Here is a 20,206-nt window from a genome sequence, read left to right as displayed (position 1 = left end):
GCATTAGCCAGAACACAAATAGAAAACATTTAGGACTATTACCCGTTCTGATAATCGGGAGAATAAATAAACGGTTTAATTACCGATAAGTGAATAGCTTAAGATCTCGCCGCTCGGCGCCCGTTATTCAGCGCTCAGCATCAGCCGCAATCGGCCCCCGCTGCCCCACACCTGACATTGCCAGGCGGTGCAACGTTGACTGATCTGGTTCATGTAGGTCGCCCCCAGCGTCCCCAGCGGTACGCCGTTGCTCAGCTGAATTTGATTATCACCGGTATTGACGTTGGCATGCAGCCCGGCGGACACCAAAATCAGGTTCTTATTTTCGGCGTGATAATATCCCAGCAACAGTGGGAATTGTCCGTCTAATTTCCCCTGCCGCAATAATTGATTAACCTGCTTTAACAATGCTGACATTTGCGGCAGGCGATGTTGCTGATTAGCCAGATGGTCTTGCAGCAACCCATTAAATAATGCGCGTAACAGCAATGCCGCCAATACGCCATTATCACCGGCGCGCGTGACGTCCAGGCAATAGAATGCCAGGTCTTTTTCTGACAACGCGGCAATATCCAGCACCAGGCCGGGATTTTCGCCCGTGGTTAACTGCCGATAGTTGATCCGGCAATGTGCAATGGTCTGCTGTACCGGCGGTTGCAGTTGTTTAAGCAGTTTGACGGCTTCGGAAGGATTTTTGCTCAGCGCATCCCAATCCTGAAAAAGCTCAACCTCTTCCATCGCCTGGGAGGTGAACATATTGGGGTATAAACACGCCAGCACCGCTTCACGCAGGCGATTGAGATCGGTCAGGGGCTTCAGCAGGACATCCTGTACGCCCAAGCGCAACACCTTGGCAATGTCGGCCATCTTGTCGGTGGCCGAGATCACCAGCACCGGGATCTGCCCTCCCTGCAAACGCAGGTGCTCAACGAATTCGATACCACCCATTTCCGGCATCGCGAGATCGCACAGAATCAGATCGGGCTTGAAGTCCTCGACGGCACTCAGCGCCTGCAAACCGTTGGTCGCCTCGCCGGTTTCAGCGCCCAGCGAGGTCAAATAACCGACCAGCACGGAACGAAAAACCTGTTCGTCCTCAACGATCAAGATGCGTTTGTGAGTGAGTGGTAATGCCATCAGCCGAGCCTCGTCCCTTTCCATAGTGTAATAGTGGCTCAAAAAGGTCACTTATGCTCGTCTGAATCAGACCGACCGCGCATTGCCAACCGAGAACCGAGAATTATCTATTTTTTATCAACGGCAACAACCGATCCAGTTGTTTTTCCACCGCCAGTAACCCTGCCTCGATCGCTTCATCGGCGCGGTGGAAATCCAGCGTCGAGATTTGCGGGCAAAAAGGTTGGATCAACACGTCCGGCGGATCGCTCGCCATCCGGTTGCGCTTCAGGCGATTTTCCAGCATTTGAATCGAGGTGCCCATAATCTCCATCGCCGTCGGCGCCGTCGTCGATTTACGCTGTCGCATTCTGCCGACGCGCTCTCTCAGACGCCCGCGCCAGGTATCGGCAGGCGCATCGTCCGAACTTTCGTCCTCAATGCGTACCGAGAACAAATCCTGCTGCATCAGGTGCGCGTCATGCTGCAGATCGACCGCAATGACGATATCGGCGCCCAGCGCCCGGCAAAGCGACACCGGAACCGGATTGACCACCGCGCCGTCCACCAGCCAATAGCCGTCGGCCCACACCGGCGCCAACAGGCCGGGCATGCTGCAAGACGCACGCACCGCCTGATGAATATCGCCTTCGGTCAGCCACAGTTCGCGGCCGGTGCTGAGATTGGTCGTCACGGCGCCGAACTTGAGCGCGCATTCGGCAATATCGTTGATCTTCAACAGCTGTCCGACGGCATTAAACACGCGATCGCCGCGCAACAAGCCACCACGCTGCCAGGAAAAATCCATCAGACGAATCACGTCCCAATAGCTGAACGACCGCACCCACTGCTCCATCGCCGGCAGGCGATGGCTGGCGAACGCCGCGCCCACTAACGCACCGACAGAGCAGCCGGCAACGATATCGACCTCAATTCCCAGTTTCTTTAACGCATTGATCACGCCGATGTGCGCCCAGCCTTTGGCCGAGCCAGCTCCCAACGCCAGTCCGATCTTGATTTGCCGCATAGCGCCATCCTCTCGATAACAGGGGTATCTGCTTTCAGGGTAGATTGTCACTGACGAATATTGTTAGGTAACATATGCGCTAAATTCATTTTCTGCCTCGTCTTCTCAGGAGTTATTTTGCCCGAATCATGCCCATGCGGCAGCGGACTGGCGTATAACGCATGCTGTGCCCCTTTTATCAGCGGCAACCAGCCGGCGCCGACGCCCGGCCAGCTGATGCGTTCACGCTTCACCGCCTATGTGAATCATAACGTCGATTACCTGATCGCCACCTGGCATCCCGACTGCGGCGCTGAAGCCTGGCGCAATGCGATCGTCGACAGCTTTAAAAATACCGAATGGCTGGGCCTGACGATCGTGGAAGAAAAAGCCGGTCATGAGCCGGACGAAGGCTTCGTCGAATTCATCGCCCGTTTTACCGATGGCGAAAGCGGCGAACCGCAGGCGATGCATGAGCGCTCGCGCTTCCTTCGTCGCGATCAACGTTGGTATTATATCGACGGCACCAAGCCCCAGCCCGGCAGAAATGCGATTTGTCCCTGTGGCTCAGGGAAAAAATACAAGAAGTGCTGCGGGCGCTAGCCGGCCGGCGCTTCACGTTTACGCCTGCGCAGACAGGCTGTTCAGTATCAGACAGGATCCTCAAACCCATGCCACACCAAAATGTACAACGGAAAGTGTTACGCACCATCTGCCCGGACGCCAAAGGGCTGATCGCCAAGATCACCAACATCTGTTACAAGCACGAACTCAATATCGTCCAGAATAATGAGTTCGTCGATCACCGCACCGGGCGTTTCTTCATGCGTACCGAGCTGGAAGGCATTTTCAACGACAACACGCTGCTGGCCGATTTGGACAGCGCGCTGCCGGAAGGTTCGCTGCGCGAGCTGCACAGCACCGGGCGCCGTCGCATCGTGGTGCTGGTCACCAAAGAGGCTCACTGCCTGGGCGACTTGTTGATGAAAAGCGCCTATGGCGGCCTCGACGTTGAAATCGCCGCCGTGATCGGCAACCACGACACGCTGCAAACGCTGGTGGAACGTTTCGATATTCCTTTCCATTTGGTGAGCCACGAAGGCTTGACGCGTGAGCAACACGACCGCGAAATGACGGCCCAGATCGATCAATATCAGCCGGATTACGTGGTGCTGGCCAAATATATGCGCGTGCTGACCCCGGCCTTCGTGCAGCATTATCCGAATCAGGTGATCAACATTCACCATTCGTTCCTGCCGGCATTTATCGGCGCGCGCCCTTATCACCAGGCCTATGAGCGCGGGGTAAAAATCATCGGCGCCACCGCCCACTACGTTAACGACAATCTCGACGAAGGCCCGATCATCATGCAGGACGTGATCCACGTCGATCACACCTATTCCGCCGAGGATATGATGCGCGCCGGGCGCGACGTAGAGAAAAATGTGCTTAGCCGCGCGCTGTATCAGGTGCTGGCGCAGCGCGTCTTCGTTTACGGCAACCGCACCGTTATTCTGTAATCGCTCAATAAATCGGTGCATTTCGTTCAGGGATGCACCGCCAAGAATAAAAAAACGGCAAACGATTCATTTTCTGCATTTCAATGCTTTACACATCCGCTTCATTTGATATGATGCGCCCCGCTTACCGAGACAGCGCTCTCGCAAGCAAGGCCAGTTAAATAGCCATGTAATATGGTGGGGTTCCCGAGCGGCCAAAGGGAGCAGACTGTAAATCTGCCGTCACTGACTTCGAAGGTTCGAATCCTTCCCCCACCACCATCTTCTCTTTGTTGATGAACTTGAAGCGAAAGCTGAAATCTCATTAAACGCCGAGGGGGAGGATGAGAAGCTTCGACAAGGTTCGAGCCGAGCGTAGCGAGACAACGCGCTTTAGCGCGGTAATCCTTAGAAGCACACAATAGGAATTTAGCCCATTCCTTAAAAAATCAGTAAACCCATGAATACCATGGTGGGGTTCCCGAGCGGCCAAAGGGAGCAGACTGTAAATCTGCCGTCACAGACTTCGAAGGTTCGAATCCTTCCCCCACCACCATCCCTTGCAGAAATCCCCAAACCGAATTAAAATTTCATCGCCTCCATAACGCTCCGTATTGGGGAAGGATGAGAAGCTTCGACCAAGGTTCGAGTCTCACGCAGTGAGACAACGCGCTTTAGCGCGGCCCGCAGGGTGAGTCGCACAGCGACGAATCATCCTTCCCCCACCACCATCCCTTGCAAAAAATCCCTGAACCAAGTTAAAACACATCGCATCCATATTGCTCCGCACCGGGGAAGGATGAGAAGCTTCGACTAAGGTTCGAGTCTCACGCAGTGAGACAACGCGCGTCAGCGCGGCCCGCAGGGTGAGTCGCACAGCGACGAATCATCCTTCCCTCACCCCCCTCCTTTGAAGAACATTCCCAAATCGACTTAAAGCACATCGCACCCAATGCCCTCGTATCAATAAACTCAATTTATCTCCCCTTATTCCCCGCTCTCACCTCGATGTTTTATTTCCTCACTCCCAGCAGTAACTTGAACTCCGGCCGACAATTCGCTATACCACTGGCTTCTTTAGTGCAGTAAGGAACAGGTGGATGCGAAACAATATTTGCGTTTTTTGTGGCGCCAGCGAAGGCGTCAATCCCGCTTATGCCGAGCAGGCTCGTCAACTGGGGCAGCTGCTGGCCGCACAGGGGCGCCGTTTAATCTACGGCGGCGGCAAAAAAGGATTGATGGGGATCGTGGCGGACGCCGTGTTGGCAGCGGGCGGTGAAGCTGTCGGCATTATCCCCGAACGCCTGGTTGAAGCGGAAACGGCGCATCGCGGCCTGACCGAACTGGAAGTGGTGCCCGATATGCATACGCGCAAAGCCCGTATGGCGGCGCTGGCGGACAGTTTTATCGCCCTGCCCGGCGGCATCGGCACGCTGGAAGAGCTGTTTGAAATCTGGACTTGGGGGCAAATCGGCTATCACAACAAACCGGTCGGCCTGCTGAACGTCAACGGATTCTACCGCCCGCTGAGCCAGTTCCTCGAGCACGTCGCCGATCAGGGCTTTATGCGCCACGACTATCTCGGCACCCTGCACATCAGTGAATCGGCACAAACGCTGCTGCAACAGTTTGACGACTATCAGCCTAAAAATTACGACCGCTGGGCGAAATAAACCCGCTGCGCAGTCAGCGGCCCCGCCGCTGTCTGCGTTACATTTCCCGCCAAACTCTGCTACTATCACAGCACATTTTTCTCGTGAAAACGGCACCGCTCATGAAGTTTGTCTCTTTTAATATCAATGGACTGCGCGCGCGTCCGCATCAGCTGGCGGCAATTATCGAACAGCACCAGCCCGACGTGATCGGTCTGCAGGAAACTAAAGTTCACGACGACATGTTCCCGCTGGAAGAAGTCAGCCAGCACGGCTATCACGTGTTCTATCACGGGCAAAAAGGCCATTACGGCGTTGCGCTGCTGACCAAAGCGGAGCCTCTGGCCGTGCGCCGCGGTTTCCCGACCGATGAAGAAGACGCGCAACGTCGCATCATCATGGCCGATCTGGCTACGCCACAGGGTACGCTGACAGTGATCAACGGCTACTTCCCGCAAGGTGAAAGCCGCGACCATCCGATCAAATTCCCGGCTAAAACACGCTTTTATCAGGATCTGCAAAACTACCTGGAGCAGCAGCTGTCGGCGGAATCCCCGGTGTTGATCATGGGGGATATGAACATCAGCCCCAGCGATTATGACATCGGCATCGGCGAAGACAGCCGTAAACGCTGGCTGCGCACCGGCAAGTGTTCCTTCCTGCCGGAAGAGCGCGAATGGATGGACCGCCTGCTGAACTGGGGCCTGGTGGATACCTACCGCCACGCCAACCCGGGGCGCAACGACGAATTCTCGTGGTTCGACTACCGCTCCAAAGGGTTCGACGACAACCGCGGCCTGCGCATCGATCTGCTGCTGGCCAGCACCCCGCTGGCTTCGCGCTGCATCGCCACCGGCATCGATTACCAAACCCGTGGTATGGAGAAACCTTCCGACCATGCACCGGTGTGGGCGGAATTTACGCTGTAACCCCATCACCCCGGCGCTCGCCGGGGTTTTACTCTGTGAAGCCAATGAAAATTATCGATGTGGTAGCCGCCATTCTGGAACAGAACGGCCGCATTTTGCTGGCCCAGCGCGGCGCAGGCAGCGATCAGGCCGGTCTATGGGAGTTTCCCGGCGGCAAGGTTGAAGCCGGCGAAAGCCAGCCAGAAGCGCTGGCGCGCGAGCTGGATGAGGAGTTGGGGATTTGCGCCCGTATCGGCAACTATGTGGGCAGCAATCAATGGCGGCAAGGCGAACGCATCATCCGGCTGCACGCCTGGCGAGTCGCGGAGTTCTCCGGTGAACTGCAGCAGCGCTGCCACTCGGCGCTGGTCTGGGTCACGCCGCAACAGGCGCAGGAATACGCTCTGGCACCCGCTGACGTTCCACTGCTGGCAGACTATATCGCCGCGCAAGCCGATTCACGCTGAACGCGGCGACAGGTTACATCGTCACTTCTTCAATCGCACCCAAATCAAGGGGTTGGTGCCGATGGTGTTAGGCTCACGCACGCACTGCAGCACTTCCCCTTCCACTTTAAGCACCGCGCCCTCGGAATAGTTCTGATTCTGGTAGACGCAACAGCGGTTGCAGGGCTGCGCCGGCGGCGGGTTGACGCCGCTTTTGGCCGTGCCCCAGATCTCCGGCGAAACCGGCAATACCACGTCCACATCGCCGCGATTGGCGGCCGCCAGGCCGGAAAACATCAGGGCAGCGGCAGCCAATACCCCACTGAGTCCATGCTTCATTCACTCTTCTCCTGCGCCTTGCCGGCGCTTTTCCTACGTTTTTTGCCTCCGCTGGAGGGCGGCGGCGGCAATCCACGAAACGCCATGCTCGCCCGGCTCTGCTTAGCCTGATAAATCAGCTCTTGCAGCGTGCCGACCAACGGCTGCATAAAGTCCTGATAGCGGCAGGATTTCTCGCTGATTTGCGTCAGCGTGGCTTCCCAGTTGGCCGTCATATCAGGGCGCGCAGCAAGATCCGGCAGCGAATGAATCAACGCGCGCCCGGTTTCGCTGGAGTGAATATAGCGTCCCTTCTTGTACAGAAACGCCCGCTTGAACAGCAATTCGATGATCCCCGCTCGCGTCGCTTCCGTTCCTAAACCATCGGTCGCCCGCAGGATTTTCTTTAACGCTTTATCTTGTACGAATCGCGCGATGCCGGTCATAGCCGACAGCAGGCTGGCGTCGGTAAACGGCCGCGGCGGCTGCGTCTGGCGCTCCACCACTTCACCGCGCTCGCACAGCAGCTCATCGTCCTTGGCCACCACCGGCAGCGGTGCACCTTCGTTTTCCTCGTCGCGCTCCTTGCTGCCCAGCAGCGTGCGCCAGCCGGCTTCCGCCAGGAAACGCGCCTTGGCGATGAATTTGCCGCCGGCGATATCGAGCTCGATCACGCATTTGCGGAACACCGCATCCGGACAAAACTGCATCAGGTACTGGCGCGCCACCAGTCCATACACGTTCCGTTCATCCTGCGTCAGATTAATCTTGCCGGCGCGGGCGGTGGGAATGATGGCATGGTGCGCATCGACCTTTTTATCGTCCCAGCAGCGGTTGCGGCGATCGCTGTCGATCACCGGCTGCGGGTACAGTTCAGGCTGGTGCACGCTGATGGCGTTCAGCACCGCGTGGCGGCCGGCGAAATGCTCTTCCGGCAGATAGCGACAGTCTGAACGCGGATAGGTGATCAATTTGTGGGTTTCGTACAGCCGCTGGCAAACGTCCAGCACCTGTTGCGCGCTGAGGTTATAACGCCGGGCCGCTTCGATTTGCAGCGTGGAGAGCGAAAACGGCAGCGGCGCGGTATCTGATTCCCGTTTATCGTTATAAGACGTGACCAGGGCCGGCTGGCCTTCGATGCGCTTGACCACGTGCTCCGCCAACGGCCGGTGCAGCAAACGCCCCTCTTCATCCTGATAAGGTTCGCAGGAGTCGCTGGGTTGCCACAGCGCCACAAAGCGTTCTTCTTTCGGCGTAACGATGTGCGCTTTGACCTCAAAGAAGTCTTTCGGCACGAAGTTTTCGATCTCTTCATCGCGCCGCACCACCAATCCCAGCACCGGCGTCTGCACCCTGCCCACCGACAGCACGCCGTCGTAGCCGGCGTTGCGGCCCAGCAGCGTATAAGCGCGGGTCATATTGATGCCGTACAGCCAGTCTGCGCGCGAGCGCGCCAGCGCAGACACGCACAGCGGGATAAAGTCTCGGTTGTCGCGCAGCCGCTCGACCGCGCGCTCCACCGCCTGAGGGTTGAGATCGTTGATCAGACAGCGGCGCACGTTCTGGCGCTTTTCCGCCGTCAAATCCAGGTAGTCCAGCACCTCATCCACCAACAGTTGCCCTTCGCGATCCGGGTCACCGGCGTGAACCACCTCATCGGCTTCGAGCAGCAACTTTTTGATGGCGTTGAGCTGTTTACTGACCGACGGCCGCGGCTGCAAGCGCCATTTTTCGGGGATGATCGGCAGATCCGCCAACGACCAGCGCGCATAGCGGCTGTCATAGGCGTCAGGCTGAGCCTGCTCCAACAGGTGGCCGACGCACCAGGTCACCACGTCGTTGTTGCCACAGGCGATATAGCCGTCGCCACGGCGATGCGGCTTGGGCAAGACGTCGGCAATGGCGCGCGCCAAACTCGGTTTCTCGGCTATGAACAGTCGCATTAATCACCGTTTTTCTGGCTGAACGTCATCAAGAATTCTCTTACTTCTGCATAGTCCCCACGGAAGACAATCCGCTGGGCTTTCTTTTCCAACTGATAGCAATACATCGGATCGTAGTACTGCTGCAACAGAGGCGCCAACCATTCACGGTGCGCGTCGCCCTGGCCGCTGAGGCGCTGCGCCCGCAGCGCCGCCTCCAACCGCTGCGTCAGCTGCTGGAAGCGCTCCAGGCCCAAACGGCGGCGGATGGCGAACAGACCGTGGTGCAAATAGTCGTCGTACTGTCGCCAGCCTTCTTCCATGCCATAAGCCTGTTCGAACTGTTCGCGCATGCCGTCGATATATTCCGCCTGCAGGCGCGCCAGGCGAATGTCGAACGGATCGTCGATCACCGCCACCGGCGCCTGCTGCATGCCGTTGAACAACGGCAACGGCAGATTGTTGCTGCCGATGATCCGCCCTTCGTCTTCCAGCACCCAACGGCGGCTGCCACCATGCTGTTTTTTCAGCAATAACACAGCCAGACGATTCTCAAAATCTATCTGCGAGCTCTGTCCCGCCAGCGTTCGGCCAAAAGATGAACCGCGGTGGCGCGCCACGCCTTCCAGATCGACGCCGTCGGCCAGTTCGTTGACCAGCAGCGTCTTGCCGCTGCCGGTATTGCCGCCCACCAGGGCCATCGGCAATGCCGCGCTTTGCGTCAGTACACCGAGCAGATAATTGCGCAGTGCCTTATAACCGCCAGTGATACGCGGATAATTCACGCCGGCCTCATGCAGCCATTGCTGCACCAGCTGCGAGCGCAGCCCGCCGCGGAAGCAGTAAATATAGCCTTCCGGCCGCTCTGCGCAGGCCGCCAGCCAGGCGGCGGTGCGCTGTTCGCGCAGTTTGCCGTTCACCAGGCTGTGGCCGAGCGCGATCGCCGCTTGTTGCCCCTGCTGCTTATAGCAGGTACCGACCGCCTGGCGTTCGCTGTCGATCATCAGCGGTAAATTCACCGCCTGGGCGAAAGCGCCCTGCTGAAACTCGATCGGCGCGCGCACGTCAATCAGCGGCACGTCCTGCAGGAAAATGCGTGGGTAATCGTCGCTGTCCGGCCTTCCTTGCATGTTGGACACTACGCGACCTCGATCAGCGGCTGCCCGGTCTGTGCGGCATGCAATTCACCGATAGCGTTGAGCGTGATACCGTGCTGCTCGGCAATCGCCAGCACCTGCGCCTCCGACTCAGGCAATACCGCCAACAGCAAGCCACCGGAGGTTTGCGGATCGCACAGCAGCTGGCGCTGCAAATCGCTCATCTCGCCCACCAGATGGCCATAGCTGTCGAAGTTGCGCCCGGTGCCGCCCGGCACACAGCCCTCGGCGATATACGCCTCGACGTCCGGCAGTTTCGGCACCCGATCAAACCAGACCGTCGCCTGCAGACCGGAGCCCTGGCATACCTCGCTCAGGTGGCCCAGCAGGCCAAAGCCGGTGATGTCGGTCATCGCCGTGACGCCCGCGACTTCGGCAAAGTCAGCGCCCGGCTTGTTCAGGCGGCACATCACTTCGGTCGCCAGGCCCTGATGCTCAGGGCGCAGCTTGCTTTGCTTCTCGGCGGTCGTCAGCACACCGATGCCCAGCGGCTTGGTCAGATAAAGTTTTGATCCGGCCTGTGCCGCGCTGTTTTTCTTCACCCGCTCGGTATTGACCACGCCGGTCACCGCCAGGCCGAAAATAGGTTCCGGAGCATCGATGGAGTGGCCGCCGGCCAGCGCGATCCCCGCCTGCTGGCAGGCGAAACGGCCGCCGTCGATCACCTGCTGCGCCACCTCCGGCGGCAGCTTGGCGATCGGCCAGCCGAGAATGGCGATCGCCATGATCGGTTTGCCGCCCATGGCGTACACGTCGCTGATGGCGTTGGCGGCGGCGATACGGCCGAAATCGAACGGATCGTCGACGATCGGCATGAAGAAGTCGGTGGTGCTGATGATGCCGACGCCGTTGCCAATGTCGTATACCGCCGCATCGTCGCGGGTTTCATTGCCGACCAACAGACGCGGATCGACAAATTTTTCCCGCTCGCTGTGCAGGATGGTTTCGAGAACCTTCGGTGAGATTTTGCAGCCGCAGCCAGCGCCATGGCTGTACTGGGTTAAACGGATCGCTGGCGATGTCATAGTCCACTCCCTTCGGTAACGGCACTCAAGATAACATAGGGTAGCGCTTGCCGAGGGGATTGATAAGAGCGTGCCGCCGATAAGCGAGCGGCCTGCTCAGAAACCATGCGATTTTGCGGGGTTTGACGCATTTTAGCCGCGCCCCGCCGGAGAAAACTCAGAAATAGCTGACGAAAGGCGTGCTGTCCGGCGGCGTCACCTTGGTAGCGGCCTTCAGCTGTGGCGTGCCCAGATAGAGGAAGCCGACGATCTCGTCCTGCTCGCGGCAGCCGAAGGCTTCGCGCACCAGCGCATGCTCGGTCCAGGCGCCAGTGCGCCAGATGCCGTTAAAGCCCTGCGCCAACGCCGCCATCTGCATCGCCTGCACCGCGCAACCGGCGGAAACCACCTGCTCCCAGCGCGGCACCTTGGTCTCTTCAGTACAATGTGCAATGACGGTGATGATCAGCGGTGCGCGGAACGGCGCCTTGGTGGCCTTTTCAATCGCCGCCTCATCCAGCCGATCCTGCTTCGCCGCCGCCTGCAGCAGCTGGCTGAAACGCTCCAGCCCCTGATTTTCGATCATCACGAAACGCCACGGCTGCAGCGCGCCGTGATCGGGCGCACGCAGGCCCGCGTTGATGATATTTTGGCGCACTTCCCCCGCCGGCGCCGGTTCCGCCAGGCGCGAAGCCGAGCGACGATTCAATAAAAGATCCAGAGCATCCATCGTAAACTCCTGATAACAATTTTCATTCCGGCCACGTTAACATAGCTAAACGACGAGTTACAGCCTCGGCGATAGCGTCTGTGTGCCACGATTTAAAGCTGACATTTACCCGGCCGCTCATTAGGATAGCGGAACATTCTCGACTCTTGTTGGAGAGCACATGCGCACATTGTGGCAAATTATTGCCGGCATTTTCCGGTGGACATGGCGTCTGCTGAATTTTATCAGGGAACTGATCCTTAACCTGTTCCTGGTCTTGCTGATCCTGGTTGGGGTCGGTATCTATCTGTCCTTCCAAAGCTCCTCCACCTCGACGGCTCCTGCGCGCGGCGCACTGCTGGTCGACTTAAGCGGCGTGGTGGTCGATCAACCTTCGGTAAACAACCGGGTACGGCAGTGGGGCCGCGAGCTGTTGGGCGCCTCCAGCAGCCGCCTGCAGGAAAACTCGCTGTTCGACGTGGTAGACAGCATCCGCAAGGCCAAAGACGACAAAAACATTACCGGCATGGTGTTGCAGCTGAATGACTTCGCCGGCGCCGATCAGCCGTCGCTGCGCTATATCGGCAAAGCGCTGCGCGAGTTCCGCGACAGCGGCAAACCGATCTTCGCCATCGGCGACAGCTACAACCAGACGCAATACTATCTGGCCAGCTACGCCAACAAGGTCTACCTGTCGCCGCAGGGCGCGGTCGATCTGCACGGTTTCGCCACCAACAACCTGTATTACAAGTCGTTGCTGGACATGCTCAAGGTCACCACCAATATCTTCCGCGTCGGCACCTATAAATCGGCGGTCGAACCGCTGATCCGCGACGACATGTCCCCGGCGGCGCGCGAAGCGGACAGCCGCTGGATTGGCGGTCTGTGGCAAAACTATCTCGAGACCGTCGCGGCCAACCGCCAGCTGACGCCGCAGCAGCTGTTCCCGGGCGCCGCCGGCGTACTGAGCGGCCTGCAGGCGGCCGGTGGCGACACCGCCCGCTATGCGCTGGACAATAAGCTGGTGGACGAGCTGGCGTCGCGCACCGCGATCGAAAATCAGCTGGTCAAAACCTTCGGCTGGGACAAACAGGCGAACGATTTCAACGCCATCAGCATCTACGACTATCAGCCGAAACCGGACGCGAACCAGGGCGGCAAGATCGCCGTGGTATTCGCCAACGGCGCCATCATGGATGGCCCGCAAACGCCGGGCAATGTCGGGGGTGATACCACCGCCGCCGAACTGCGTCAGGCGCGTCTGGATCCGGCCATTAAAGCCGTGGTGTTCCGCGTCAACAGCCCGGGCGGCAGCGTCAGCGCGTCCGAAGTGATCCGTTCCGAGCTGGCCGCCGTGCGCGCCGCCGGCAAACCGGTGGTGGTGTCGATGGGCGGCATGGCTGCGTCGGGCGGCTACTGGGTCTCGACGCCAGCCGACTACATCATCGCCAGCCCGAGCACCCTGACCGGCTCCATCGGCATTTTCGGCATCATCAACACCTACGAGAAAACCCTGGATACGCTGGGCGTGCACACCGACGGCGTGGCGACCTCACCGCTGGCCGACATCGCGGTCACCAAGGCGCTGCCGCAGGAGTTCTCGCAGATGATGCAGCTGAATATCGAAAACGGTTACAAGAACTTCCTCGATCTGGTTGCCAAATCGCGCAAAATGACCCCGCAGCAGGTTGATCAAATCGCCCAGGGCCACGTCTGGCTCGGCAGCGACGCCAAGGCCAACGGCCTGGTCGATCAGTTGGGCGATTTCGACGACGCGGTGAAGAAAGCCGCCGAGCTGGCGAAGCTGCAGCAGTGGCAGCTCGACTGGTTCGTCGACACCCCGAGCCTCAGCGATATGGTGCTCAGCCAGTTCGGCGTTTCCATTCACGCCATGCTGCCTGCGGCGATTCAGGCCATGTTGCCTGCCCCGCTGGCCTCGGTCGCCAACGCGGTGAAAGAGCAGCCGGGCTTGTTCAATAACCTGAACGATCCGCAAAACCGTTATGCGATCTGTCTAACCTGCGGAGAAGTCCGCTAACAAATAATTCTGCAGCCCGGCCATCGCCGGGCTTTTTTTCTGCCGCCATGCCCCTATAATTCAGCCCATCTTATCTTTGTTAAAATCATGACCATGCAAAAGAAATCCATTTACGTCGCCTACACCGGCGGCACCATCGGCATGCAGCGCTCCGATCACGGCTATATCCCGGTTTCCGGCCACCTGCAGCGCCAGCTGGCGCTGATGCCCGAATTCCATCGCCCGGAAATGCCGGATTTCACCATTCATGAATATGCGCCATTGATTGACTCTTCGGACATGACGCCGGAAGACTGGCAGCACATCGCCGACGACATCAAGCAGAACTACGATCGCTACGACGGCTTCGTGATCCTGCACGGCACCGATACCATGGCGTTCACCGCATCGGCGCTCTCCTTCATGCTGGAAAACCTGGATAAACCGGTGATCGTCACCGGTTCGCAGATTCCGCTGGCGGAGCTGCGTTCCGATGGCCAGACCAACCTGCTCAACGCGCTGTATCTGGCGGCCAACCATCCGGTGAACGAAGTCAGCCTGTTCTTCAACAACAAGCTGTTCCGCGGCAACCGCACCACCAAAGCGCACGCCGACGGCTTCGACGCCTTCGCCTCCCCGAATCTGCCGCCGCTGCTGGAAGCCGGCATTCACATTCGTCGCCAGCACGGCATCGACAGCCCGGCTTGCAACGGCGCGCTGCGGGTGCACGACATCACACCGCAGCCGATCGGCGTGGTCACTATCTATCCGGGCATTTCCGGCGCGGTGGTGCGCAATTTCCTGCTGCAGCCGGTCAAGGCACTGATCCTGCGCTCCTACGGCGTCGGTAATGCGCCGCAGAAGGCCGAGCTGATCGACGAGTTGCGTGCGGCCTCCGAACGCGGCATCGTGGTGGTCAACCTGACGCAGTGCATCTCCGGGCGCGTCAATATGGAAGGCTACGCTACCGGTAACGCGCTGGCGCACGCCGGGGTGATCAGCGGTTTCGACATGACGGTGGAAGCCGCCCTGACCAAGCTGCACTACCTGCTGAGCCAGCCGCTGACGCCGGAACAAATCCGCGCCCTGATGCAGCAAGACCTGCGCGGCGAACTGAGCATCAACGGTTAACCTACTGATCTTTGGAGCGGCGATGAAAACGGCCCTGTTGTTGATCGATCTGCAAAACGATTTCTGCCCCGGCGGCGCGCTGGCGGTCACGGAGGGCGACGCCGTCATCCCGGTTGCCAATCAGGCGATCGCCGCCTGTCTGGCGCGTGGCGAGCCGGTGGTAGCCAGCCAGGACTGGCACCCGGCCAATCACCGCAGCTTTGCGGTGAACTCCCATGCGCAGGTCGGTACCCTCGGCGAGCTGGAAGGTCTGCCGCAGGTGTGGTGGCCAGTGCACTGCGTGCAAGGGAGCCACGGTGCCGATTTTCACCCTCAGTTGCAGCGGCAGCACATCAATGCCGTTTTTCGCAAGGGCCAGGATACGGATATCGACAGCTACAGCGCGTTTTTCGATAACGGCCACCGAGCGCAGACCGAACTGCACGGCTGGCTGCAATCGCAGGGCGTCCGGCGACTGGCTGTCATGGGCCTGGCGACCGATTACTGCGTGAAATTCAGCGTGCTGGATGCGCTGGCTGCCGGTTATCCAACGCAGGTGATCGTCGACGGCTGCCGCGGCGTGAATCTGCAGCCGGACGACAGCGAACGGGCGCTGCAGGACATGGCGCGCGCCGGCGCACAACTGGTTACCCTGTCACAGTTTCTCGCCCACTAAATCCTCTCGGGCGCCACCGGTGCCCTCTCTGCGCGGCGGCGAAAATATCGACGCCGCTCACAATACCGCCCTTCTTCTTCCCCAACGGCTTGTGACCGGCAGGCGCTTTTGCTGTTATGGCTGCGACGCTTTTGGCGTCAATCGGTTATACGCATCCGGGGCCCGCTGAGCCCGGCTTTATTGTGACCGCCTCTGGCGGTACGGTCGGCCTTGCCGATCCAAGGAGACAGACATGAAAATAACCCGAAAACTGCTGCCTTTGCTGGCAGCGGTGCAGTTGGCTATGGCCGGCGTAAGCACGGCCCAGGCGGCTTATCTTTCCGTCGGCTACTTCAACGGCGGCGGCGACGTCACCGCCGGCCCCGGTGGCGACATCGACAAGCTGGACGTCACGCAAATTACCCATCTCAACTATTCCTTCGGCCTGATCTACAACGGTGAGAAAGACGAAGCCAATGCGGCGCTGAAAGACCCCGCTCGCCGCCACCAGATCTATCTGTCGCCGAAGGTAACGGCCGATCTGCAACGGCTGCCGGTGCTGCGTAAACAGAACCCCGAGCTGAAAGTGCTGTTGTCGGTCGGCGGCTGGGGCGCACGGGGTTTCTCCGGCGCCGCCGCTACTGCGGAAAACCGGGCGATATTCATCCGCTCCGCGCTGCAGGCGATCGCACAGTATCAGCTGGATGGTATCGATCTGGACTGGGAATATCCGGTCAACGGCGCCTGGGGACTGGTGGAAAGCCAACCGGCAGATCGCGACAACTTCACCCAGCTGCTGAAAGAGCTTCATCAGGCGCTGGGGAAAGGCAAGCTGTTAACCATCGCCGTCGGGGCCAACGTCAAAAGCCCGCAGGAATGGGTCGATGTGAAAAGTATTGTCCCTTACCTCGACTACATCAATCTGATGACCTACGACATGGCTTACGGCACGCAGTACTTCAATGCCAACCTGTACGATTCAAAGCGTTGGCCAACCGTGGCCGCCGCCGACCACTACAGCGCCGATTTCGTGGTAAAGAATTATCTGGCCGCCGGGCTGAAACCGGCACAGATGAACCTGGGCATCGGTTTCTACGGCCGGGTGCCGAAACGGGCGACCGAGGCCGGCATCGACTGGGACAAGCCGGAGGCCGCCAAGCATCCGGTGACGCAGCCATACTTCAGCACGCGCGAAACCGCCCTGTTCAACGCGCTGGGGCTGGATCTCAGCAAAGATACTTACTTTAAATACCACGATATCGTCAGCAAATTGCTCAACGATCCGCAGCATCGTTTTCGCGAACACTGGGATGAGGACGCCAAGGTACCTTACCTGACGCTGCAATCCGCCGCAGGCAAACCCTTGTTCGCCATCTCCTACGAGAACCCGCGTTCGGTGGCCATCAAGGCCGAGTACATCAAAAGCCAGGGATTGGGAGGAGCGATGTTCTGGGAGTACGGCGCGGACGACAACAACCGGCTGGCGCAGCAGCTGGCGGAATCGCTGGGCATAAAGGGCGAAAAACGGTGAATCGACGGGGCGATGGCGGCATCGCCCCGCTTTAGGGCAGCCTTACTGCGGCTTGAGTTTGGCCAGCGGCTCGGCAACGAACTGCTGTTTCAGCTCTTGCTTGCTCTTCATCACGATCTGCCCGTCGGTACCGATGCTCATGTGCTGCGGATCGACGTTGTTCATCGACTGCCACAGCATCACCGCCTGCAGGCTGTTTTCTTTTTGCTCCGGCGTCAGCGCCACGCCGTCCGGCCATTTGCCCAGCTCAACCGCCTGTACCAGGCGCTGGTATATCTCGGGCGTCATCGCCGCAATCAGATCTTTCACGTCCATCAGAGCCCTTCTCGCTTACGGATGAATAATTAGCTGAATCGATTTTGTTGGTTAAATTACCACTTAGCCGGCCGTTTGGTCGCCATTTTCTCCATCGGTGAAACTCAACGAGGCGGAGTTGACGCAGTAGCGGTCGCCAGTCGGCTGCGGGCCATCGGGGAAAACGTGCCCCAGGTGCGCGTCACAGTGGCCGCAGCGGATTTCAATACGATGCATATTATGTGAATTATCATCAAGATAACGGATTGCATCGACGGAAACCGGCTCATAAAAGCTCGGCCAGCCGCAGCCGGAATCGTATTTGGTTTCGGAATAGAACAGCGGCTGGTTACAGCACAGACAATGGTACACGCCCTCGCGCTTGTTGTGCAGCAATTTGCCGCTGAACGGCGCTTCGGTGCCGCGCTGTTGCGTCACATAACGTTGGATTTCATTCAGTTCCGTGACCGGATGACCGGGGGTTGTCTCTTTAGCCATTTGTGCTTATCTCTGAATATGGATAATGTCAACGAAAACAATGATTAATAATAACAAAAAATTAACACCGCTGCAGGGGTTTTTGGCCTAAACTGTAGCCCATAAAGGCCACGTCACGATGATATGTGATAGCGATCACACATCTTGCGTATGCTGACTTTATACTTGGCGGCTTGTCCCCATATAACGGATGAGGCCGAGCGCAAATGGACTGTGCAATAAGCGTGCAAAACCACCCTTCCGGTTTGACTTGCCGCAAGAATTGACACGATTCCGCTTGACGCTGGGTAAGGTTTTTGTAATTTTACAACCAACCTTTTATTCACTAACAAATAGCTGGTGGAATATATGACTATCAAAGTAGGTATCAACGGTTTTGGCCGTATCGGTCGCATTGTTTTCCGTGCTGCTCAAGAGCGTTCTGACATCGAGATCGTTGCAATCAACGACCTGTTGGACGCAGAGTACATGGCTTACATGCTGAAGTATGACTCTACTCACGGCCGTTTCAACGGTACGGTAGAAGTTAAAGACGGCCACCTGGTTGTTAACGGCAAAACCATCCGTGTTACCGCAGAGAAAGACCCGGCTAACCTGAAGTGGAACGAAGTGGGTGTTGACGTGGTTGCTGAAGCGACCGGTATCTTCCTGACCGACGAAACCGCACGTAAACACATCACCGCTGGCGCTAAAAAAGTCGTTCTGACTGGCCCATCCAAAGATGCGACCCCAATGTTCGTGCGTGGCGCCAACTTTGACAAATATGCCGGCCAGGACATCGTGTCCAACGCCTCTTGCACCACCAACTGCCTGGCGCCGCTGGCTAAAGTCATCAACGACAACTTCGGTATCGTTGAAGGCCTGATGACCACCGTTCACGCGACCACCGCCACTCAGAAAACCGTTGATGGCCCGTCCCACAAAGACTGGCGCGGCGGCCGCGGCGCATCCCAGAACATCATCCCTTCTTCTACCGGCGCAGCGAAAGCGGTTGGCGTTGTTCTGCCAGAGCTGAAAGGCAAACTGACCGGTATGGCGTTCCGCGTACCGACGCCTAACGTATCCGTTGTTGACCTGACCGTGCGTCTGGAAAAAGCAGCTACCTACGAAGAAATCAAGAAAGCCATCAAAGACGCCGCTGAAGGTTCTATGAAAGGCGTTCTGGGCTATGTTGAAGACGACGTGGTTTCCACCGACTTCAACGGCGAAGTACTGACTTCCGTGTTCGATGCCAAAGCCGGTATCGCACTGAACGACAACTTCGTGAAACTGGTTTCCTGGTACGACAACGAAACCGGTTATTCCAACAAGGTTCTGGACCTGATCGCTCACATCTCCAAGTAATGGCATGATGTTAAGCTGATAATGAGGGCGACATTTTTGTCGCCCTTTTTTATTTGTCTCTCCGGCAAACAAGAAGGTTATGGAATGAACGAGAAAATTTTCACCCTGCCCGTTTCCGAACAGATTTCGCCTTACATCAGCCAGCGTCAACTCGATGAGTTGGGCGTAGTGGTGGTCTCGCACCCTAAAGTGCGCGCGGCCGTCGCACTGCAGGGCGCCCATTTGCTGGCCTGGCAGCCCAGCGGTGAACAGCCGGTCATTTGGCTCAGCAACAATACGCCTTTTGCCAAAGGCAAGTCCATCCGCGGCGGCGTGCCGATCTGCTGGCCGTGGTTCGGCCCGGTGGCGCAACCCTCCCACGGTTTTGCCCGCAATCAACCCTGGAGTCTGACGGCGCACGATGAAGATGACAACGGCGTCATCCTGACCTTCACGTTGAAAGACAATGAGCAGACCCGAAAACTGTGGCCGCATGCCTTCACGCTGATTGCCCGCTTCAAGCTGGGAGCAGAGTGCGAGATCGAACTGGAATCGCACGGCGACTATCAGGCCACGGCGGCGCTGCACAGCTACTTCCAGGTCGGCGACATCGATCGGGTCAGCGTAGCGGGCCTGGGCGAGCCTTATATCGACAAGGTGGCGGGCGGCGCAGAGGCGCGCCAGGCGGGCGAAGTGACCTTCGTCGGCCAAACCGACCGCGTCTACACTCGCCCGGAGGCCTTCAGCCAGATCCGCGATCCGGCGCTCGCACGCACCATCGAGGTTCACCACCACCATATGAGTGACGTTATCGCCTGGAACCCGGGCGTAGAGCTCTCCTGCAGCATGGGGGATATGCCGAACGACGGTTACAAGACCATGGTCTGCGTAGAGACCGGGCGCGTCAGTAAACCGCTGGTCGCCGCCGGCGAACAACCGGCCCGTTTGGGTGTGACCTTCCGCAGCCGTAAGAAGGCCTGAAAAGCCGTGCGCGGCAGCGCACTACCGATGTGCAAAAGGGGCGCTGGCGCCCCTTTTTGA

General features: G+C 58.5%; 20 protein-coding genes, 2 tRNA genes and 2 other RNA genes. 15 read left to right on the top strand and 9 right to left on the bottom strand.

Translation table 11 applies throughout. The features are described 5' to 3' along the window. Window positions 1-123: 123 nt before the first annotated feature. Both rssB and rssA read right to left on the bottom strand, forming a co-directional pair. On the bottom strand, window positions 124-1,137 hold the full coding sequence (rssB, locus tag FHU12_RS07635; protein WP_141968440.1) for a two-component system response regulator RssB: 1,014 nt from the start codon (window positions 1,135-1,137) through the stop codon (window positions 124-126). A gap of 103 nt (window positions 1,138-1,240) precedes the next feature. After that, entirely contained in the window at window positions 1,241-2,143 is a 903-nt protein-coding gene (rssA, locus tag FHU12_RS07630; RefSeq protein WP_141968438.1) for a patatin-like phospholipase RssA, read from the bottom strand. A 117-nt stretch (window positions 2,144-2,260) separates the two neighbouring features. Between rssA and FHU12_RS07625 the strand changes: the two genes are divergently transcribed. The 9 genes from FHU12_RS07625 (at window position 2,261) to FHU12_RS07585 (ending at window position 6,648) form a co-directional block, all read left to right on the top strand. Continuing rightward, on the top strand, window positions 2,261-2,725 hold the full coding sequence (locus tag FHU12_RS07625) for a YchJ family protein (protein WP_038877235.1): 465 nt from the start codon (window positions 2,261-2,263) through the stop codon (window positions 2,723-2,725). A 68-nt stretch (window positions 2,726-2,793) separates the two neighbouring features. Continuing rightward, window positions 2,794-3,642: a formyltetrahydrofolate deformylase gene (purU, locus tag FHU12_RS07620; protein ID WP_060423821.1), complete on the top strand. Its 849-nt coding sequence runs from the start codon at window positions 2,794-2,796 to the stop codon at window positions 3,640-3,642. Between the two features lie 176 nt (window positions 3,643-3,818). Next, window positions 3,819-3,903 (top strand) — tRNA-Tyr (locus tag FHU12_RS07615). Window positions 3,904-4,092: 189 nt separating this feature from the next. Then, window positions 4,093-4,177: transfer RNA gene (locus tag FHU12_RS07610), tRNA-Tyr, on the top strand. 47 nt (window positions 4,178-4,224) lie between these two features. Further along, a non-coding RNA gene (locus FHU12_RS07605) (RtT sRNA) lies at window positions 4,225-4,352 on the top strand. 47 nt (window positions 4,353-4,399) lie between these two features. Then, window positions 4,400-4,527, top strand: a non-coding RNA gene (locus tag FHU12_RS07600) — RtT sRNA. 194 nt (window positions 4,528-4,721) lie between these two features. Next, window positions 4,722-5,294: an LOG family protein gene (locus FHU12_RS07595; protein WP_004932190.1), complete on the top strand. Its 573-nt coding sequence runs from the start codon at window positions 4,722-4,724 to the stop codon at window positions 5,292-5,294. 101 nt (window positions 5,295-5,395) lie between these two features. Next, window positions 5,396-6,202, top strand: a complete 807-nt coding sequence (xthA, locus tag FHU12_RS07590; protein ID WP_033634797.1) for an exodeoxyribonuclease III — start codon at window positions 5,396-5,398, stop codon at window positions 6,200-6,202. A gap of 44 nt (window positions 6,203-6,246) precedes the next feature. Beyond that, window positions 6,247-6,648, top strand: a complete 402-nt coding sequence (locus tag FHU12_RS07585; RefSeq protein WP_141968436.1) for a pyrimidine (deoxy)nucleoside triphosphate diphosphatase — start codon at window positions 6,247-6,249, stop codon at window positions 6,646-6,648. 21 nt (window positions 6,649-6,669) lie between these two features. Here the strand turns inward: FHU12_RS07585 and FHU12_RS07580 are convergent, their stop codons facing one another. The 5 genes from FHU12_RS07580 to FHU12_RS07560 form a co-directional block, all read right to left on the bottom strand. Continuing rightward, window positions 6,670-6,966, bottom strand: a complete 297-nt coding sequence (locus FHU12_RS07580; RefSeq protein ID WP_141968434.1) for a YnjH family protein — start codon at window positions 6,964-6,966, stop codon at window positions 6,670-6,672. After that, window positions 6,963-8,888 carry a DNA topoisomerase III gene (locus FHU12_RS07575; protein WP_043142985.1) on the bottom strand — a complete coding sequence of 642 codons (1,926 nt, stop codon included), beginning with the start codon at window positions 8,886-8,888 and terminating at the stop codon, window positions 6,963-6,965. The genes FHU12_RS07580 and FHU12_RS07575 overlap by 4 nt, the downstream gene beginning before the upstream one ends. Beyond that, a complete protein-coding gene (gene mnmH, locus FHU12_RS07570; RefSeq protein ID WP_141968432.1) occupies window positions 8,888-9,997 on the bottom strand; it encodes a tRNA 2-selenouridine(34) synthase MnmH in 1,110 nt (369 codons plus the stop codon). The genes FHU12_RS07575 and mnmH overlap by 1 nt, the downstream gene beginning before the upstream one ends. An 8-nt stretch (window positions 9,998-10,005) precedes the next feature. Next, the gene (gene selD, locus FHU12_RS07565; RefSeq protein WP_141968430.1) at window positions 10,006-11,049 is read right to left on the bottom strand and encodes a selenide, water dikinase SelD; all 1,044 of its coding nucleotides are present in this window, start codon (window positions 11,047-11,049) and stop codon (window positions 10,006-10,008) included. Window positions 11,050-11,206: 157 nt separating this feature from the next. After that, window positions 11,207-11,758 (bottom strand): NAD(P)H nitroreductase, encoded by a 552-nt coding sequence (locus tag FHU12_RS07560; RefSeq protein ID WP_103686627.1) that lies wholly within the window; start codon window positions 11,756-11,758, stop codon window positions 11,207-11,209. Between the two features lie 160 nt (window positions 11,759-11,918). Between FHU12_RS07560 and sppA the strand changes: the two genes are divergently transcribed. The 4 genes from sppA (at window position 11,919) to chiD (ending at window position 17,050) form a co-directional block, all read left to right on the top strand. Then, window positions 11,919-13,775 carry a signal peptide peptidase SppA gene (gene sppA / locus FHU12_RS07555; RefSeq protein WP_103101069.1) on the top strand — a complete coding sequence of 619 codons (1,857 nt, stop codon included), beginning with the start codon at window positions 11,919-11,921 and terminating at the stop codon, window positions 13,773-13,775. A gap of 93 nt (window positions 13,776-13,868) precedes the next feature. Beyond that, a complete protein-coding gene (gene ansA, locus FHU12_RS07550) occupies window positions 13,869-14,885 on the top strand; it encodes an asparaginase (RefSeq protein WP_099817283.1) in 1,017 nt (338 codons plus the stop codon). Between the two features lie 22 nt (window positions 14,886-14,907). Further along, the gene (pncA, locus tag FHU12_RS07545; RefSeq protein ID WP_141968428.1) at window positions 14,908-15,540 is read left to right on the top strand and encodes a bifunctional nicotinamidase/pyrazinamidase; all 633 of its coding nucleotides are present in this window, start codon (window positions 14,908-14,910) and stop codon (window positions 15,538-15,540) included. 232 nt (window positions 15,541-15,772) lie between these two features. Beyond that, window positions 15,773-17,050 (top strand): chitinase ChiD, encoded by a 1,278-nt coding sequence (chiD, locus tag FHU12_RS07540; protein WP_141968425.1) that lies wholly within the window; start codon window positions 15,773-15,775, stop codon window positions 17,048-17,050. A gap of 42 nt (window positions 17,051-17,092) precedes the next feature. Here the strand turns inward: chiD and FHU12_RS07535 are convergent, their stop codons facing one another. Continuing rightward, a complete protein-coding gene (locus FHU12_RS07535; protein WP_033634809.1) occupies window positions 17,093-17,365 on the bottom strand; it encodes a YeaC family protein in 273 nt (90 codons plus the stop codon). Window positions 17,366-17,428: 63 nt separating this feature from the next. Next, entirely contained in the window at window positions 17,429-17,842 is a 414-nt protein-coding gene (gene msrB, locus FHU12_RS07530) for a peptide-methionine (R)-S-oxide reductase MsrB (protein ID WP_141968423.1), read from the bottom strand. A gap of 348 nt (window positions 17,843-18,190) precedes the next feature. Between msrB and gapA the strand changes: the two genes are divergently transcribed. Then, window positions 18,191-19,186, top strand: coding sequence for a glyceraldehyde-3-phosphate dehydrogenase (gapA, locus tag FHU12_RS07525; RefSeq protein ID WP_004932222.1), 996 nt, complete (start codon window positions 18,191-18,193; stop codon window positions 19,184-19,186). A gap of 84 nt (window positions 19,187-19,270) precedes the next feature. After that, entirely contained in the window at window positions 19,271-20,146 is an 876-nt protein-coding gene (locus FHU12_RS07520; RefSeq protein ID WP_141968421.1) for a D-hexose-6-phosphate mutarotase, read from the top strand. Window positions 20,147-20,206: the final 60 nt, after the last annotated feature.

This window comes from Serratia marcescens (assembly GCF_006715005.1).
Taxonomy (GTDB): Bacteria; Pseudomonadota; Gammaproteobacteria; order Enterobacterales; family Enterobacteriaceae; genus Serratia; species Serratia montpellierensis.
Note: the sequence above shows the minus strand (reverse complement) of the source record. Positions and strands in the feature narration are given on the sequence as shown.

Bases quoted from the DNA above. Each gene is read 5' to 3' on its own strand.
- rssB (WP_141968440.1), bottom strand. From the start codon at position 1,137: ATGGCATTACCACTCACTCACAAACGCATCTTGATCGTTGAGGACGAA.
- rssA (WP_141968438.1), bottom strand. From the start codon at position 2,143: ATGCGGCAAATCAAGATCGGACTGGCGTTGGGAGCTGGCTCGGCCAAA.
- purU (WP_060423821.1), top strand. From the start codon at position 2,794: ATGCCACACCAAAATGTACAACGGAAAGTGTTACGCACCATCTGCCCG.
- FHU12_RS07595 (WP_004932190.1), top strand. From the start codon at position 4,722: ATGCGAAACAATATTTGCGTTTTTTGTGGCGCCAGCGAAGGCGTCAAT.
- xthA (WP_033634797.1), top strand. From the start codon at position 5,396: ATGAAGTTTGTCTCTTTTAATATCAATGGACTGCGCGCGCGTCCGCAT.
- FHU12_RS07585 (WP_141968436.1), top strand. From the start codon at position 6,247: ATGAAAATTATCGATGTGGTAGCCGCCATTCTGGAACAGAACGGCCGC.
- FHU12_RS07580 (WP_141968434.1), bottom strand. From the start codon at position 6,966: ATGAAGCATGGACTCAGTGGGGTATTGGCTGCCGCTGCCCTGATGTTT.
- FHU12_RS07575 (WP_043142985.1), bottom strand. From the start codon at position 8,888: ATGCGACTGTTCATAGCCGAGAAACCGAGTTTGGCGCGCGCCATTGCC.
- mnmH (WP_141968432.1), bottom strand. From the start codon at position 9,997: ATGCAAGGAAGGCCGGACAGCGACGATTACCCACGCATTTTCCTGCAG.
- selD (WP_141968430.1), bottom strand. From the start codon at position 11,049: ATGACATCGCCAGCGATCCGTTTAACCCAGTACAGCCATGGCGCTGGC.
- FHU12_RS07560 (WP_103686627.1), bottom strand. From the start codon at position 11,758: ATGGATGCTCTGGATCTTTTATTGAATCGTCGCTCGGCTTCGCGCCTG.
- sppA (WP_103101069.1), top strand. From the start codon at position 11,919: ATGCGCACATTGTGGCAAATTATTGCCGGCATTTTCCGGTGGACATGG.
- ansA (WP_099817283.1), top strand. From the start codon at position 13,869: ATGCAAAAGAAATCCATTTACGTCGCCTACACCGGCGGCACCATCGGC.
- pncA (WP_141968428.1), top strand. From the start codon at position 14,908: ATGAAAACGGCCCTGTTGTTGATCGATCTGCAAAACGATTTCTGCCCC.
- chiD (WP_141968425.1), top strand. From the start codon at position 15,773: ATGAAAATAACCCGAAAACTGCTGCCTTTGCTGGCAGCGGTGCAGTTG.
- FHU12_RS07535 (WP_033634809.1), bottom strand. From the start codon at position 17,365: ATGGACGTGAAAGATCTGATTGCGGCGATGACGCCCGAGATATACCAG.
- msrB (WP_141968423.1), bottom strand. From the start codon at position 17,842: ATGGCTAAAGAGACAACCCCCGGTCATCCGGTCACGGAACTGAATGAA.
- gapA (WP_004932222.1), top strand. From the start codon at position 18,191: ATGACTATCAAAGTAGGTATCAACGGTTTTGGCCGTATCGGTCGCATT.
- FHU12_RS07520 (WP_141968421.1), top strand. From the start codon at position 19,271: ATGAACGAGAAAATTTTCACCCTGCCCGTTTCCGAACAGATTTCGCCT.